The sequence below is a fragment of the Pseudoalteromonas nigrifaciens genome (assembly GCF_002221505.1).
Classification (GTDB): Bacteria; Pseudomonadota; Gammaproteobacteria; order Enterobacterales; family Alteromonadaceae; genus Pseudoalteromonas; species Pseudoalteromonas nigrifaciens.
On record NZ_CP011036.1, the window covers coordinates 3,428,807 to 3,445,812 of the forward strand.

At 42.1% G+C, this 17,006-nt stretch carries 13 protein-coding genes; 3 read left to right on the forward strand and 10 right to left on the reverse strand.

Annotated features, from left to right (window positions below; genetic code table 11):
• Positions 1-3 precede the first annotated feature (3 nt).
• The 8 genes from PNIG_RS16175 to PNIG_RS16210 all read right to left on the reverse strand — a co-directional run bounded on the left by PNIG_RS16175 (position 4) and on the right by PNIG_RS16210 (position 7,672).
• Entirely contained in the window at positions 4-471 is a 468-nt protein-coding gene (locus PNIG_RS16175) for a tripartite tricarboxylate transporter TctB family protein (protein WP_089368888.1), read from the reverse strand.
• A gap of 12 nt (positions 472-483) precedes the next feature.
• Positions 484-1,464 carry a Bug family tripartite tricarboxylate transporter substrate binding protein gene (locus PNIG_RS16180; protein WP_089368889.1) on the reverse strand — a complete coding sequence of 327 codons (981 nt, stop codon included), beginning with the start codon at positions 1,462-1,464 and terminating at the stop codon, positions 484-486.
• An 11-nt stretch (positions 1,465-1,475) separates the two neighbouring features.
• Entirely contained in the window at positions 1,476-2,717 is a 1,242-nt protein-coding gene (locus PNIG_RS16185; protein ID WP_089368890.1) for an OprO/OprP family phosphate-selective porin, read from the reverse strand.
• Between the two features lie 303 nt (positions 2,718-3,020).
• Complete coding sequence (locus tag PNIG_RS16190; RefSeq protein WP_024594936.1) at positions 3,021-3,677, reverse strand: 3-oxoacid CoA-transferase subunit B; 657 nt, start codon at positions 3,675-3,677, stop codon at positions 3,021-3,023.
• A gap of 11 nt (positions 3,678-3,688) precedes the next feature.
• On the reverse strand, positions 3,689-4,396 hold the full coding sequence (locus tag PNIG_RS16195; protein ID WP_011329568.1) for a CoA transferase subunit A: 708 nt from the start codon (positions 4,394-4,396) through the stop codon (positions 3,689-3,691).
• Between the two features lie 9 nt (positions 4,397-4,405).
• Positions 4,406-5,167 (reverse strand): 3-hydroxybutyrate dehydrogenase, encoded by a 762-nt coding sequence (locus PNIG_RS16200; RefSeq protein WP_089368891.1) that lies wholly within the window; start codon positions 5,165-5,167, stop codon positions 4,406-4,408.
• 9 nt (positions 5,168-5,176) lie between these two features.
• Positions 5,177-6,361, reverse strand: coding sequence for an E22 family MetX-like putative esterase (locus PNIG_RS16205; protein WP_089368892.1), 1,185 nt, complete (start codon positions 6,359-6,361; stop codon positions 5,177-5,179).
• Positions 6,362-6,370: 9 nt separating this feature from the next.
• Positions 6,371-7,672, reverse strand: coding sequence for a GntP family permease (locus PNIG_RS16210; protein ID WP_089368893.1), 1,302 nt, complete (start codon positions 7,670-7,672; stop codon positions 6,371-6,373).
• Positions 7,673-8,026: 354 nt separating this feature from the next.
• Here PNIG_RS16210 and PNIG_RS16215 point away from each other — a divergent pair, with 354 nt between their 5' ends.
• Both PNIG_RS16215 and PNIG_RS16220 read left to right on the forward strand, forming a co-directional pair.
• A complete protein-coding gene (locus PNIG_RS16215) occupies positions 8,027-10,318 on the forward strand; it encodes a TonB-dependent receptor (protein ID WP_011329572.1) in 2,292 nt (763 codons plus the stop codon).
• 101 nt (positions 10,319-10,419) lie between these two features.
• Positions 10,420-11,082 carry a response regulator transcription factor gene (locus PNIG_RS16220; RefSeq protein WP_011329573.1) on the forward strand — a complete coding sequence of 221 codons (663 nt, stop codon included), beginning with the start codon at positions 10,420-10,422 and terminating at the stop codon, positions 11,080-11,082.
• A gap of 22 nt (positions 11,083-11,104) precedes the next feature.
• On the opposite strand, the gene PNIG_RS16225 is transcribed toward PNIG_RS16220, so the two are convergent.
• Both PNIG_RS16225 and ylqF read right to left on the reverse strand, forming a co-directional pair.
• On the reverse strand, positions 11,105-14,560 hold the full coding sequence (locus PNIG_RS16225) for a PAS domain-containing hybrid sensor histidine kinase/response regulator (protein ID WP_089368894.1): 3,456 nt from the start codon (positions 14,558-14,560) through the stop codon (positions 11,105-11,107).
• Positions 14,561-15,009: 449 nt separating this feature from the next.
• Positions 15,010-15,963 (reverse strand): ribosome biogenesis GTPase YlqF, encoded by a 954-nt coding sequence (gene ylqF, locus PNIG_RS16230; RefSeq protein WP_011329575.1) that lies wholly within the window; start codon positions 15,961-15,963, stop codon positions 15,010-15,012.
• 490 nt (positions 15,964-16,453) lie between these two features.
• On the opposite strand from ylqF, the gene PNIG_RS16235 reads away from it, so the two are divergent.
• Positions 16,454-16,990, forward strand: a complete 537-nt coding sequence (locus PNIG_RS16235; protein ID WP_058374423.1) for a YaeQ family protein — start codon at positions 16,454-16,456, stop codon at positions 16,988-16,990.
• Positions 16,991-17,006: the final 16 nt, after the last annotated feature.

Below are 17,006 nucleotides of genomic sequence, written 5' to 3' on the forward strand. Positions count from 1 at the left end.
AATTTAACTCCACAAATCGCCCGGAACTAAGTAAATACCTAGCACTTGAGTCATTAAAAACCAAAACACCACAGCAACCGGAATCGATGCAAATAATAAAATACCTTTGCGCCTTTCACCCATTACAAAAAAGCCTGCTAACAAAAATGTACTGGTCGAAATTAAAAACCCAACCGGCTCTAACATGGCGCTATAAATCACCATTAGCACTAATAAGCTAATAGTACGCAGTACATGTGATTTTTCGAGGTTTTCATCGGTAGCTTCTTTTTCGCTTGGTTTAAGTAATGTTGTAGCAATAGCAAGTAAACACACCACAATACCAAACGCGGCATATACTTTAGGTAGAGTTGCAGAAGTAACCGTTTCGTATTCTTCAAACGGTAAAAGTGGAATTTGCCATGCAACAACGGCGTACAGGGTAAATAGCGCCAAGAATAAACTTGGCCCTAGTAATTCGCGATTCATCATTTTAAACCTCGATTATTGCAATGTACGGATAAAGCCAAGCTCTTCCATCACTACTTTAAGCTGCGCTTCTTGCGCTTCTAATGACTTAATAAACTGCTCTTTTTCTTGGAATAAATTTAACCAACCGTTACGTGCACGGACAACTTCCCACTCAGGAGTACTTTGTAATTTGCGCAGTTTTTTGGTGTACTCTGCCAATTTTTCAGCAGGTAAGTTCGGCGCTGCAAAAAAACCACGCCAGTTTACAAATTCCATATCGTAACCAAGAGATTTAAGGGTAGGTATTTCTGGGTAATCCGGTAACGGCCCACCTGAGGTAACCGCTAAAATGCGTGCTTGACCACCATTAGCTACTTCTAGTGCTTCACTTAAGCCGGTAGAAAGTAAGTTAACTTCGCCTGATAGTAATCCAGCTTTTGCTTTACCACCGGCGTCGTAAGGAATATAACGTAAACGTCGACCATCAATACCCGCCGCTTTAACTGCTTGCGCTGCAACTAAATGATCCATACTGCCACGCGCAGAACCGCCCGCTACCTTTACTGAGCTTGGATCTTCTTTGATTGATTTAACAACATCTTGCCACGTTTTAAATGGCGAATCGTTACGCACCACAAATGCGCCATAATCGGCAATCATGCTGGCAACAGGAGTTAAATCGCGGTAGCTATAAGGAATGCGACCAGTTAATGCACGCAATACGATAGGTGTTGAGTTAACCATTAAAATATCGCCCTTTTTAGTGCCCGACTCAATTAAGTAAGCAATAGCACGACCGCCGCCGCCACCCGACATATTTTGAAAAGACGCATTATCTTCAATACCTGACTTAACTAAACCTTCGCCTACACCACGTGCTGTTGTATCCCAACCGCCACCAGGGCCGCCAGGTACTAAAAAGTGAATGTCGGCCATTACAAATGGGCTGCTAAGTACCAGCGATGCTGCAAGTACTGTGGTTTTTAGTGATTTAAGTGACTTAAATAATTTCATTGTATGATTCCTTAAAATAAATACTGCATACGCGCACTAAAGCCCATACCAGAGTCTTCATCGCCTACCAAAGCTGTAGTACCAGGGCCTGTCACATCACTGTAAATAAGGTTGCCCATAAACTTAATATCGCTACTGATGTAATAAGATGTGCCTAATGTATAAGTAGTTGCTTGCGTCCCTTGTAAGCTGCTAGTTGCATCCATTTGTGAAACACGCGCAACTAACTCCCATGCATTTTTAATGTTTTTAGGTTGTACAAATAATGCTGAACTTGCTTTGTATTGGCGCTGCTCGCCACCTAAAAAGTAACTTGCCGATACATGAAAACCATCAAAGCGCTCGCCATCTAGCAAGTCTGCGCTATTAACTGCGTTTAACGAGCGGCTTGCATATTCAGCTTCAAGGGTTAAAGAATCTGCTTGGTAAGCAAATTCAAGTCCGCTTTGCGATAAGCTATCAAGTGCTGCGGTTACGCCACCAGCGGCATAATCAACAAGCCTAGTATTAGCTTCGCGAACTTCTCCACGAGCAAAACGCGCACCTAATTCATTGCCGCCCATATCACGATATGAATGCCACGCCCCTAAATGAATCACATCACCCGGTGCAGCACTTGACCACGTTACGCGCCCTGTTGCAGCCAAAGTTAGCCTGTCGTTTTCATCATTACCCGTTGCGCCAAAGGCATCATTTTTATAAACACCCACTGCGTAGCGAAATCCCGAATCTTTAAAGTATTGGTAAGCCGATGCACCCCAACGAAAAAATGGCGAGAAGGTATTTGCTAAACTACTACGCTCAATAGTGTTGATATGTTTTGAGCTGGTTAATGCATTAAGCGATATATCTTCGCGAATTTTACCTGCTTTAATTTTAAGCCCGTTATCAAACGCATAACGTACACGTGCCATAACAATTTCAGCTGTGCCTTCGCCAAATTCGAGTAATAACTTGTGATCCCAATTACCATGCTCGCTAGCAACGTAAGTACGAATACGTCGCGGAAAAAAATCACTGCCGCCAGAGCCGCCATTATCTGCATTGTAAGCGCCATCAAAATAGTTGTAGTCAAGCTGTACGCGTCCACCAAACTCTAAATTAAAACCACTCGATTTTTTTAATGCACTGACTTCTTTTTGTAATGCATCTAATTGCTGTTGTAATTTATCGGTATCGTTATCGGCTAAAACTGATGTGCTCGCTAATGCGGCAGCTACTGCCAAAGCGAGTTGTGTGTTACTTGCTTTCATTGTTGTCTCCACGCTGTGTTGGTGTATTTATTGTCAGGTAGATAAGCGACTACAAACTGCTATCTAAAGCGCAGCTTATTGTTAACGTGAAATTAACTAAATATTTAGACGGTAAGGTGCATTGATGATCTTTACGCGCTTTTTGTGCATAAAAACCATGCGCAAAAAGGACAAAACTAGCCGCGCATTACTCTTTGATTTATAGTGCCTTTATATTTAAAGTGGTTTTATAATAAATAAATTGGTAGCTTTTTAAGTTATAAAAAAACCCGCAACAATGCGGGCTTAATTAATAAGCTATTATTAAAATGTCATTTCGGGTGTGTTTTTAGGGATAATTAAACGCCCCTGTGTTTTCGCTTGAATTTCTTCTACGCTCACTCCGGGGGCGCGCTCTAATAAATGAAATGCACCATCTTTAATTTCCAGTAAGGCCAAGTCGGTAATTACTTTATTAATACACCCCACGCCGGTGAGCGGTAAGCTGCACTCACTGAGTAATTTTGACTCACCATGCTTGTTAGCGTGGGTCATGGTACAAATAATGTTTTTTGCACCAGCCACTAAATCCATCGCACCGCCCATACCTTTTATTAACTTATTGGGGATCATCCAGCTAGCAATATTGCCGTTTTGGTCAACCTCAAAGGCACCCAATACGGTTAAGTCAACATGACCGCCGCGGATCATCGCAAAGCTTTCGGCTGAGTTAAAAATTGCTGCGCCAGTGGCGGCAGTAACGGTTTCTTTACCGGCGTTTATCATATCAGCATCGAGCGCATCGGCAGTAGGATACTGCCCCATACCCAGTAGGCCATTTTCTGATTGCAGCATTACTGCAATATTATCGGGGACATAGTTAGCTACTAAGGTAGGAATACCAATGCCTAAATTAACGTAATAGCCATCTTGTAATTCCATCGCGACTCGCTTGGCGATTTGTTCACGTGTTAATGCCATTAGCTTACTCCTTATTGCTTTGCTGCTTGGGTGGTCACTTTTTCTATGCGTTTTTCAAACACCCCTTTTATAACCCGATCGATATAAATACCGGGAGTGTGTATTTGGCTTGGCTCTAACTCCCCAGGCTCTACAATTTCTTCTACTTCGAGTACAGTTATTTTACCTGCGGTGGCGGCCATAGGATTAAAGTTCATCGCGGTATGGCGATAAATACAATTACCAAAGCGATCCGCTTTCCAGGCTTTTACAATGGCAAAGTCACCGGTAATACTGTGTTCTAACAAGTAGTCTCGACCATTAATATTGCGCGTTTCTTTGCCCTCAGCCACTGGCGTGCCTACTCCAGTGGCGGTATAAAAAGCAGGAATACCTGCACCACCAGCGCGCATTTTTTCAGCCAGTGTACCTTGTGGAGTAAGCTCTACATCTAGCTCACCACTAAGTAGTTGCTGCTCAAATAAGGCATTTTCGCCCACATACGAGGCCACCATTTTGCGTATTTGTTTATCCTCTAGTAACACGCCTAAACCAAAACCATCTACGCCACAGTTATTAGACACCACAGTTAAGTTACGAATACCTTGGCGTTTAATTTGGCCAATAAGTCCCTCCGGTATACCGCACAAGCCAAAACCACCGGCAATCACTGTCATGCCATCCTCAAGCCCTGCCATTGCTTCGCTGTAACTGCTTACTACTTTATCGAATCCTGCCATTGTTAGCTCCTATTGTGCGGTCCAGCCGCCATCTATTGCTATAGCTTGTGCGGTAATGTTTCGCGCCGCATCAGCCATTAAAAAGGTTACCGTATGGTGTATTTCATCTAAACCAATAAAGGCTTTTTTAGGCATGGGTGCTAGCATAATAGTATCGATAACTTGTTGCTCAGATAAACCATGCTCTTTGGCTTGTGCGGCAATTTGCTGCTCTACTAGCGGAGTTTTCACATACGCGGGGCACACGGTATTAATGGTTATATTGGCATCTCCTGTTTCAAGCGCTATGGTTTTACTAAAGCCAATTAAGCCATGTTTGGCGGCCACATAGGCCGACTTATATTTAGAGGCCACCATGGCATGAATAGAGCCAATATTAATAATTCGGCCAAAATTTTGTTCGCGCATTTTAGGCAATACCGCTTGGGTCATCATTGCGGGCCCAACTAGCATTACTTGCTGCAAAAATTGCCATTTATCAGCCGGAAATTCTTCAAGCTTTGCTACGTGCTGAATGCCGGCATTATTTATAAGTACATCAACAGCTTGCGGTAACTGCTTAAAAAAAACGGTAATTGCCTCGCTGTCGGCCACATTTAATGCATAACCTTGGGCTTTTCCGCCATTAGTAACAATATCTTCTGCCGCTTCTTTTGCGTGCGCTGCATTTAGGTCGGTTACTATAATATGATGACCCGCTACGGCTAATTGCTGTGCTATATATAAGCCAATACCGCTGGCTGCACCGGTTATTAAAATTGTTTTGCTCATGCAGGCCTCCTAGTTGGCTAAAAACTCACTAATTTGCTGCGCTTTAGGCGCAATCGAAAACAGCCCATCTAAATGACCCCAGCCTCCCGCAATTTCAGAAATAGTAACCTCCTTACCTAGTTCATCCATTATTGAGTGCATTTTGCGGACATTTTCGGGACGTAGTAATAAATCGTTAGTGGCAGGTAGCAATAAGGTTTTTGCCTGCACCTTTTTTAGGGCATCAGTTAAATTGGCTGATCTACCTGCGGTAAATAACTGCGATGCTCGCACTAAGTACAACACATGGTTTGCATCTTGAAGCTTAGCTTTAGCTAATGCTCTAGCCTCTAAAACCTGGTTTACTTTTGGTAGAGTACGAATATCTTGCAGTGCGCCGTCATCTAGCACCTCAAAATGTGGGAAACTAGCGTTATAAATAAGCGGATGCATAGCATCTTGGGTAATGTTTAGTAGCGTAGCGGTAAGCCCTGCAAGTGGGCGTTCTTTATTATAGTAATTACCTTGCTGCCAGTTTTTATCTAAACGAATTGGCATAGCCCACTTTTCTAGTGCCGACACAGTCCATGCATCCATGGTTGCCGCACCAATTACATGTACTAAGCGCTCTACTTGCTCTGGATAACGTACCGCCCACTCAAGTGCCTGAAACGATCCCATTGATGCCCCCATTACGGCATGCAGTTTGTTAATACCTAAACTATCGAGTAAGCGTTTTTGCACTTCAACAAAATCAGTAATGGTCACTACCGGAAAATCAAGGCCATACGGTTTACCTGTTGCCGGATTAGTTGATGCAGGGCCAGTCGTAATTACATTAGGATCGTGCCAATTGGCATTAACTAAAGTGTCTGAGCTAATAACAAAGTATTTATTAGTGTCGATTGCTTTACCTGGGCCAATTAACGCATCCCAATAACCCGCTAAGGCATCGTCGGCTTTATATTTACCAGCTGCATGCGACGTGCCCGAAAAATAATGCGTAATTAGTACCACATTATCTTTAGCTTTATTTAAAGTACCGTAGCTCTCCCAGCCTACGTCTACTTGGCTAAGCGTAACTCCCGACACAGTAGTAAAATTTTTAGTGGTAAAATGTTGTTTTTCAACCAACATAGGCGCTGTTTTATCATTGCTATAAGCAACTGTGCTTACTATTAACAGCAGTACACTCATTATTAATTTAGTTTTCATTGTTATCCCTTAAAAGAAAATAAATAAGCCAATTGCTAATGCAACCCCAATTAGCGGTACTACGGTTGTTAACGCAGCCATAGACCAATAAGCACGCTGATGTGTTTCTTTACAAATAGCGCGGATCAAAGTAACTACATAACCATTGTGCGGCAAGGTATCTAGCGCACCTGAACTAATAGCTACCACGCGGTGTAGTTGCTCTGGGTTAACCCCCATATCTATATATCCTGGAGCAACCAGTGGTAATGCAATAACTTGCCCTCCTGAGGCAGAACCCGTTAGCCCCGCTATTACACTTACCGCTACAGCCGCGCCTACTAGCTCATTACCTGGCATATGGGTCATTACTTCAACCGCGGCAGTAAATGCTGGTGACACTTTGGCAACTGCACCAAACCCAACTACCGCGGCTGTATTTCCTATTGCCACTAATGCCCCGGTTATTCCTACATTTACAGCGCCAGCCAGATCATGAAAGTACTTAAAGTTAATTACCATAATACTCAGCACGCCACCTAGTAGGGCAATAATAAGCGCGGTTTGTTGTAATGTATCATGTAAAGTGAATGACAATAGCAGCACCACTAATAGCGGAATAAGCCCAGTAATAGGGTGTGGCCTTTTACGATCAACCACGCTTGGATCGTCATCGCGCTCTTCAAAATGCTCACCATTGGCAAGCGCTTTTTTTATCATTTTATTGAGCCAATAATAGCCAAATGTCGCCATAAAAATAGCCACCACTAGGCTTACTTCCCATGCGGCATAGGGGGAGGTGCCTAAATATTTTATTGGGATCCAATTTTGAATTTCGGGCGATCCTGCCGAGGTCATAGTAAAAGTAACCGAGCCAAAAGCCAGCGTAGCCGGAATAAAGCGCCGTGGCAGGTTTGCGTCTTTAAATAAGCTAAGCGCCATTGGGTACACCGAAAAAGCCACCACAAATAAACTAACACCACCATAGGTTAATACCGCACACGCTATCACTATTGCTAAAACAGCATGTTTCATACCTAATTTGCCAACTATATAACTGGCCACACTATCGGCAGCGCCGGTGTCTTCCATAAACTTACCAAATAGTGATCCCAGCAAGAACATAAAAAACCATGCACTTAAAAAACTAGCAAAACCATCCATATAAGCATTAATAAAATTAATATCGGCCGTGACAGGAAAAATTGCCATGTCGCTACTCAGTGCTACAAGTAACGCGCATAGCGGTGCGGCTATAAATAAATTTACCCCGCGCAAAGTTAAAATAATCAGCAGTATTAAACCACCTACTAGCCCTATCATGCTCAGCATAAGCTTTCCTAAAGTTATTGTTATTACAAAGATGAGGTGACATCGCAGTAATGTTAATTATATTGTTGCTTATTTGTAATTAAATACATAGCACTATGGTACTACATAGTTATATTTAGGCTTGCAGGCATTGTTATATATGGGTTTAACCTAGGTATAGCACTATGGTACTAATTCATTTTTTGTAACAATCTTCTAAAGTAGTTAACAGGTGACATGAGCAATGAGTAAAGGTCTGCAGCAATCTTAGTAGTTAGCGATGGCGAGGCTTAAACAACGGCACTTAGGTATAGGCAAATAAATAGCTGGTATTTATTCCGTTGGCATTAATCACAACAATAAAAGGTAATCAACATGATAAAGCTCAATAAAAAAGTCGCACCCGTTACACTCGCTGTGTCATTGGCGCTGATCGGTGCAAATAGTTATGCAGCAGAACAACAAACTAACCAAGTTAACAAAGGCGAGCTAGAGCGCATTGAAGTAACGGCGCGTAAAACGGTAGAAAACTTACAAGAAGTACCGGTAGCAGTAACCTCTATTGGCGCACAAGAACTGGCTGAAAACGGTATTAGTGTAATGACCGAAGTACAACAATTTTCGCCTAACACTACACTGCAATCTAGCCGTGGTACTAACTCAACTATTACTGCATTTATTAGGGGTGTAGGCCAACAAGATCCGCTATGGGGATACGAAGCCGGTGTAGGTATTTATATAGATGACGTATACATAGCGCGTCCACAAGGCGCGGTACTTGACCTGCTCGACGTGCAACAAATTGAAGTACTACGCGGCCCGCAAGGCACGCTATATGGTAAAAACACTATTGGCGGCGCAATTAAATACGTCACCAAAGAAATGGATGGCGATGCAACCCTTAACATTAAAGGCACGGTAGGTAGTTATGGTCAAAAAGATCTAAAAGTTACCGGGCAACTACCGCTTATTGATGAAAAGCTCTATGTTGGCTTTGGTTTTGCTACTTTAAACCGCGATGGTTTTGGTGAGTTTTTAACCTCAGATTTAACCAATCAAGATCGTGAAAACTACAACAAAGACGTAACCGCAGCCCGCGTTACCCTAGAGTACACGCCAACAGATGACTTATTTTTTAAACTTGCTTGGGATAAAACCAAAGACACCTCAAACTCAAAAGGCGGCTATCGTTTACTACCTAGTATACTCACTGACGCTCCAGTACCCGACAGCGTATACGACTCTTACACCAGCTTACCTACCTGGAACGAAGTAGAGCTTGAAGGTTATAGTTTTACCGCACGTTGGGATATGAGTGACAGCACAAGCATTAAATATGTTGGCGCCAGCCGAGATGGTTACTCGCCAACCAATATCGACTTTGATAACACCTCAAAGCGTATTTTTGATGTACCCGCTATATATGAAGATGAGCAAACCACTCACGAAATACAACTAAATCATCAAGGCGATAACTATAAATTAGTGTCGGGCTTGTATTACTACGATGGCGAGTCGTGTGGCCAGTTTGAAGCCATACTCGAAGAATTTGGTAAATCTTTAAACTTACCAGGTTTAACTCGTGAAGTAAGTGGTTGTAGTAACTCAAAAAGTAAAGCCGCTTATATTCAAGGCTCTTACGACTTTGATAACAAATGGTCAATGACCCTAGGCGCACGTTATACCAAAGACAGCAAAGAAGCGATTGTAAATAATGGTCTCATATTCGACACTGTTTACCCTGAGTCGGGCTGGATCCCAGGTTATGTTCGTCCAGAAGGACAACTTGTACCTACCGTACTAGATGATAGCGAAGATTGGTCGCGCTTTACCCCAAGAGCGGGCGTTGAGTACCAATACAGTAACGATATTATGTTTTTTGCCAGTTACGCCCAAGGCTTTAAGTCGGGTACATTTAACCCAAGAGCCACCACGCCTGAACCAGCAGCAAAGCCAGAAGTTGTTGATTCATTTGAATTTGGTATGAAAAGCGAATGGAATAATAACTTACGCGCAAACATAACCTTGTTTACCCTTGATCATAAAGACCGCCAGTATATTTCGGTACTCCCAGGGGACAGCGGATCTGACCTAAACCAACGTTTAGGTAATATTGGTGAATCAACATCAGATGGCGTAGAAATAGAGCTTAACTATGTTGCTACTGAGTCACTAAGCTTTAATGCCTCAATTGGTTATATAGACAGTAGCTTTGATAACGTAATTGATTTTGACCCAAATACCGGCGCAGCCTTTGATAAATCTGATCGCTTTAGCGTATCAAACACGCCAGACTTAACCTTTAACTTAGGCGCTACGTACCGCATGTACACAGATATGGGCGACTTTGTAGTTAATGGTAATTACTACCACCGTGGTGATTACGCCTTATTTGAAGAAGACAGCCTACTAACTCAAGACGCGTACGGACTGCTTAATCTAGGCGTTACTTGGTACAGCGCCGACGGCCATTGGACCGCTGGTGTATATGGTAAAAACCTCACCAATGAAGAATACATGATTGGCGGTTACCAGTTTGTAGCACCCGATCCGAGTGATCCTACGAATGTAAGCAAATACCAACCTGGTTTAGGCGGTGATAATACCTTAATTGGCTACTTTGGCGACCCACGTACTGTGTCGTTAACTGTTGGCTACCGCTTCTAGTCTTTATTATGTGAAAGGTTTGTCTGTGTTATCCCCAACAGACAAACCTTGTTTCACTGTGCAAAATCACTTATAACTAAATGTATTGGAGAATATTTGGAATGTCTTTTGCTGTGAATACCATAATTGCCGACGACCACCCGTTGTTTAGAAGTGCATTACGCCAAGCAGCCGCAACCTGCGTTCCTGAAGAACATATACAAGAAACCAGCGACATAGACGGACTGTTTGCCTTACTCAAAATACACCCAGAAATAGAACTTATATTTTTAGATTTAACCATTCCCGGTGCTAATGGCCTACAAGCGCTATCGCAACTACGTAATCATTACCCCGACATTTTAGTAATTATGGTTTCTGCCAACGAAACTCCCAGCATTATAAAACAAGCTATGAGCTTAGGTGCCGCAGGTTATATTCCTAAATCATCATCGCTCGATATAATAGGCGAAGCTATTGGCCATGTACTCAATGGCGACACTTGGCTGCCCGCAGATATTGATTTAACCGACGTAGTTGTTAATGACGAGCAAAGCAGCTTTGCCCTAAATCTCGAAAAGCTTACCCCGCAACAATACCGCGTACTTGCCATGATTGCCGACGGTTTACTGAATAAGCAAATAGCTTTTGAAATGTCGATTCAAGAAACCACTATTAAGCAGCATGTTTCTGCTATTTTACGCAAACTCAACGTTTATAACCGCACCCAAGCTGGCATTTTATTTAACCAGCTATCGCAAGTCGGTAAGTTAGAAGTAAACTAGCCCACAAACACTACACGTTAACTTACTTGGTTAGTCGCTTAATCATACGCTTTAATGCCGGTGCTTTTAGCGGTTTATACAATAGCGGATAACCTGCATCAAGCACTTGCTCACGTATGCTTTCATCATGATTTGCTGTATTTACAATTACCGACAAGTTAGTAAGCAGCGCCTTATTAAGCACCTCAAGCCCGGTTACACCATCATCGAGCTGATAATCAATAATAAGTAGTTGTGGTAATGCAGCGCTTGCTTTTAATTGCTCAAGCTCAGCTAAATTAGTTGCCGTGGCTATTTCGCAGCCCCAGTTTTGCAGTAGTTGCTTAAGTGCATCAAGCACATTTTTATCGTTATCAAGCAGCCAAATACGCAAGCGACCTAGTTCGGTATCGGGGTTAAGCATTACCCGCTGAGTAGATTGTACCGCTTTACTTACTGTGCATGCCATGGTGAGCGTAAATTGCGTTCCTTTACCTAGCTCAGAACCCATAACCAAAGGTATTTGCAGTAAGTCGCAAATACGCTTAGTGATCGACAATCCTAACCCTAGGCCTTCGGCATTGGGCTTTTCGCCCAGCTGCTTAAACTCTTGATAAATACTTTGCTGATCGCTTGCGGCAATCCCCACACCGGTATCTTCAATAACAAACGACACATGGCTGTCATCTTCAAGCAACACTTTCAAGCGTACCTCGCCGCGCTCGGTATAGCGTATGGCATTACTAAGTAAATTACGTAATACCCGCCGCAACAGTGCTTTATCTGTATGTATGCGTACATCGCATTGCTTTACAATAAATTTAAGGCCTTTTTCTGCTGCTAATGCCGAATAATCGTTGCGTAGCGGCTCAATTAAACTACTAACATCAAACTCGCTGGCCTGCACTTTAAATGAGCCAGAATCTAACTTGGTTAATTCTAAAATACTGCTAAGCAGTTCTTCTGCACTGCCTAATGAGTTTTTAATATTGAGTGCTAGCGCTTTTAGCTCAGAGCTTTGTGCTTTTTCGTTCATTAAAGAACAAAACAAGCTGGCGGCATTAAATGGTTGCAATAAGTCATGGCTGGCCGCCGCAAAAAAGCGGGTTTTGCTCACAGTAGCTTGCTCGGCTACTTGTTTTGCCTGCGATAACTCTTGGTTAGCTTGCGTTAATGCTGCGGTACGAGTTGCTACTTTTTCCTCTAGGCTTACATTGGCTAGCGTTAGTGCTTTTTGTTGTTTTACAAACTCGGTAATATCGGTATAAGTAGTTACAAAGCCACCACCGGGCAGTGGGTTGCCTTGCATTTCGAACACTCGGCCATCGCTGTGCGAACGCTGAAACTTATAAGCACTGCCTTGCTTTAAATACGCTAAGCGCTTATCTATTTCAATGGCAATATTACCGCTATTAAATAACCCTCGCAGCGCATTAAAGCGAATAATATCGGCTACTGGCCGGCCAATATATAAAGCATCGTCTGGGTAAGTAAACATACGTTTATAGCCTTTATTCCACGCCACTAAACGCAATTCACTATCTACCACACTTATACCTTGTTGAATGTTTTCAATTGTAGATTGTAAAAGATCGCGGTTAAATTTAAGTACTTGGCTGGCCTCATCTACAAATTCGGCCACTTGCTCTAATGGTTGGCGTTGCTCATTTTTAGCTACGTCTAAAATAAGCCGTGCCGATGCACCGCCTATTACTGCCGACATTTCACGCTCTACCAATAACTCTAACTCGGCTTTAGCCGGGCTTTTCCATTGGCTTTTATCATCAGGAAAATAATGATTAACCAACGATTGACTGGCCTCTTTTTCAGCAAAACGCTGCAATAAAGCCCCTAGGTCATGGTAACTCAACGGATGCAATGTAGTGTCTAGGCGTGAATCATGGGGTTGTGCAATAAATTTATTACTTTGTAATCGCTCAGCGAGAGTGGCTTGGCTAAAAAAGGGCATTAATAAATACACTAAGCAATTTGCACCTAAAGATAGCAATAACGCTTGGCTAATACTCTCCAAACCAAGCGACAATAAATCGGTAGGCGCCAGCCAAGCTATTTGCCATGGCCCTTCTGTTAGCCAACTACTTTGGCTACCCAGGCCACTGGCCAAGTTTGGTAATAGTAAGGTATAACCCCAAATAACAAAGCCGGTTAAAATACCCAGTTGCGCGCCTCTGCAAGAGGCATGTCGCCACCACAAACCAATTATCATGGCAGGTGCAAACTGCGCCACTAAAGTAAACGACATTAAGCCCACTGTGGCTAAAGTGCTGGTTTCTCCAAGTACTCGGTGAGTAAAGTAACTAAGTAGTAAAATGAGCACAATAACAATTTTACGCGCATGTAATAAGTTGTTTTTATCTAACCCACGGCTACTTGAGGTAAGCTGCGAGCGACGTAAAATAAACTGATTAATAAAATCATTAGTGATCATTACCGATAATACAATCGACGATACAATCACCATACTGGTTGCTGCCGAAAACCCACCTAAAAATGCCAATAACGTTACCAGCGTATTGTTTGCCGCCATAGGCAATGCTAATACAAAAGAATCGTGGCCAATATCATTGCCATTAAAGTAAACCAAGCCGGCGTAAGCTATAGGCAAAATAAATAAATTTATTAGTAGTAAATAAAGTGGAAATATCCACCGCGCTTTGGCCAGTTCATTGTCGTTATTGTTTTCAATAAAGCTCATATGAAACTGACGCGGCAAACATAACGTAGCTAAAAGCCCTAGTAAGGTGTGCGCAACATATACATAAACAGGGCTTTGCGTAGCGGTAACTTGGGTGGGTAGTTTAAGCTCATAGGCTTTTTCGTATAAGGCGACTGGGTTATCAAATAGTGCAAAGCAAACATATAAACCCACTGTAATAAATGCCAGTAACTTTACCACCGACTCAAACGCAATACTGGCGATAAGCCCTGGGTTATGCTCGCTTGGGCGTAACCGCCTAGCACCAAATAAAATAGCAAATAAAGCTAAAAGCAAGGTGATATAAAAAGTACTGTCGGCCCACACCGCATTACTTTGCGTGGGTGCTCGGTCGGTAAGCAAGTTAATACTTTGCGCCGTAGCACTGAGCTGCAAAGAAATATACGGCACAATTGCAATCACCGAAATAAGCGACACCAAACCCGACAAACTCGATGATTGTCCATACCGAGTGGCTATAAAGTCGGCCATTGAGGTAAGTTTTTGTTGCCGACAAATATGCGCAATGCGGCAATATAGCTGCCAACCAAAAATAAATAATATAATAGTGCCCGCATAAGTAGGGGCGAGCCACCAGCCATTACTTGCAGCCTGTGCGGTAGTGCCAAAAAAAGCCCACGAGGTACAATAAACCCCTAACGACAAACCATAAGTTAAGCCTTTAAAAGGTAAAACCTTACGCTTATCGGCCCACCCTGCAACAGCAAACAATATGCCTAAATACACCACGGCAATTAAGCTAATCGACCAAATAGAAAACATAGTTTTATTCTTTTAATTATTTTTATAATTATTTAACTAGCATATGTGTTTTTGCAGAAAAAAGCAGCACCCACTTTAGTGCTAACAATTCAAAATATGCACGATAAAAACAAATAAGAACTATTTGCATTTGAGTGTTGACACGCGCCCAAATCTAATTGATAATCACTATCAACAAGAGGGGAGTACATCCTAACTTGTTACGAAATAAACTGATTTGTTTCTCGACCCTGGAACAACGTGTAGCGCACGTTAACTGCTATGGTTACTTGTAAATTCAACACAACGCCCCTTGATGTTGATAACGAGTAACCGCCCTACTATTTTACTTGCTACATTGCTCATATCGGTGACGGTAGATATGAAACTAAAAAAGCCCTTACGGGCTTTTTTTATGTCTGTAATTTAGCTATTAAATTACTTTCAGTTATCTAAATTCAGGTTAATTATTAACGACGATTTTTACGCGCTCGCGCTCGGCGTTGTAACTTTTCGTCTTCTTTGGCTTGCTTTTTAGCCGCCGCAGCCGCACGTAAACCAGCAACCATTATCTCTTCCTCCTCACGCATTTGTGGGGTTTCCATAGTAATGCGGCCAATAATGCCATCGCGTAGTTCGTTAATTAAAATTTCCGACATTTTGTAAGTGTCTATTTGGTTACCACCACGAATACAACCACGCTTTTTACCCGCTAATTCAACAAACTCCCAGTCACTCTCTGGTAGTTCATCTATTTTGTAGCGTGTTTTTAGTAGCTCAGGGTACGCCTTTATTAAATACTCAGCGGTGTAGCTCGCCACTTCTTCATACTCAAGTGCTGTATCGCGTATTGCGCCAGTTGCGCCTAAGCGGTAACCCGAGTTTTCATTTTCAACTTTTGGCCATAGCATACCCGGCGTATCGTAAAGCATAATGCCGTCTTCAAGCTTAATACGTTGCTGCGCTTTAGTTACCGCAGGCTCGTTACCTGTTTTAGCAACTATACGCCCAGCTAACACATTAATTAACGTAGATTTACCCACGTTAGGAATACCCATAATCATGGCTTTAATTTGCTTATCGGCACCCACCTTGTGAGGCACTAACTTTTTACACAGCTCATTAATACGGTGTACTTCAGCCGCTTTATCATTACCAAAAGCAATTGCTTTTACGCCGTTTTCTTGCTCAAAGTAATCTTTCCATATTTGAGTCATTTTGGGATCAGCTAAATCGGCTTTATTCAAAATTTTAATTACCGGTTTACCTTCACGCAGCGTCGCCACCATAGGGTTTTCGCTACTATAAGGAATGCGCGCATCAAGCACCTCAATAATCACATCCATTTGCGGCATTATTTCTTTAATTTCGTTACGGGCTTTATTCATGTGCCCAGGGAACCACTGTATTCCTGCTCTACTCATTTGATTTGCAAACCTTTTATTCTAACCCATAACGCCATGGGTACTGTGTGGGGTACTAAAGAGTACAATTACACTTTTTGTACTTGGCTAATAGTGTCAGTTTACTACACAAAGAGGATTTAATTCTTCTTAAAATAAACTAGCCGTTGAAATTTTAATCATGCTATCGCGCTAAAGCTTTGATAGAAAAATATCTTATTTACGCTCGGATAAAAAGTATGTGGCTACATTGAGCAAATTTTCTTTATTTTTCAGCCTATAAGGTATGCAACTAATAAAATAACCTCATGCCCAATACAAACTAAAAACAAAAAATTCAATCCCATGAATAAAACCCAATCAACCTCTATAAAACATAACTAACAATTATTAATCTTACTCAGTAAATTGATATGGCAGCAGTTAAACACTATTGTAAATTTCTTGGTATTTTCACAGGCAATTCATTTAATTGCGCTATACTGGCGCAAATTTTTTCAAATAAGTAGTTATGGCTCTTAAATCCACCATTATGAAAGTGCAGTTGTCGCTTAGCGATATGGACCGTCACGTTTACCAAGATTTTAATTTAACCTTGGCCCAGCATCCTTCAGAAACCGAACAACGTTTGATGATCCGCTTACTCGCTTTTGCACTCAATAGCTGTGATGGTTTAGAATTTACCAAAGGATTAAGTTCTGACGATGAGCCCGAGCTGTGGCATAAAAACTACAGTGAAGAAATAGAGCTGTGGATAGAGCTGGGTTTACCTGACGAAAAGCGCCTTAAAAAAGCCTGTAATAAAGCTAAAAAAGTGGTGCTTTACACTTATGGCGAAAACAACCAAGCTATTTGGTGGCAAAAACAGCAGCCTAAATTACGTGATTTTAAAAACCTTAGTATATTTAGTTTAGATTATGGTGTTACCCAAGCTTTGGCCAATTTGGTTGATCGTAATATAAAGCTTGCTATTACTATTCAAGATGGCGAGATGTGGGTTAATACCGACACGACCAATATTGAAATAAAACCACAGCAGTTAATGTGATAACACCAAGGTGAGG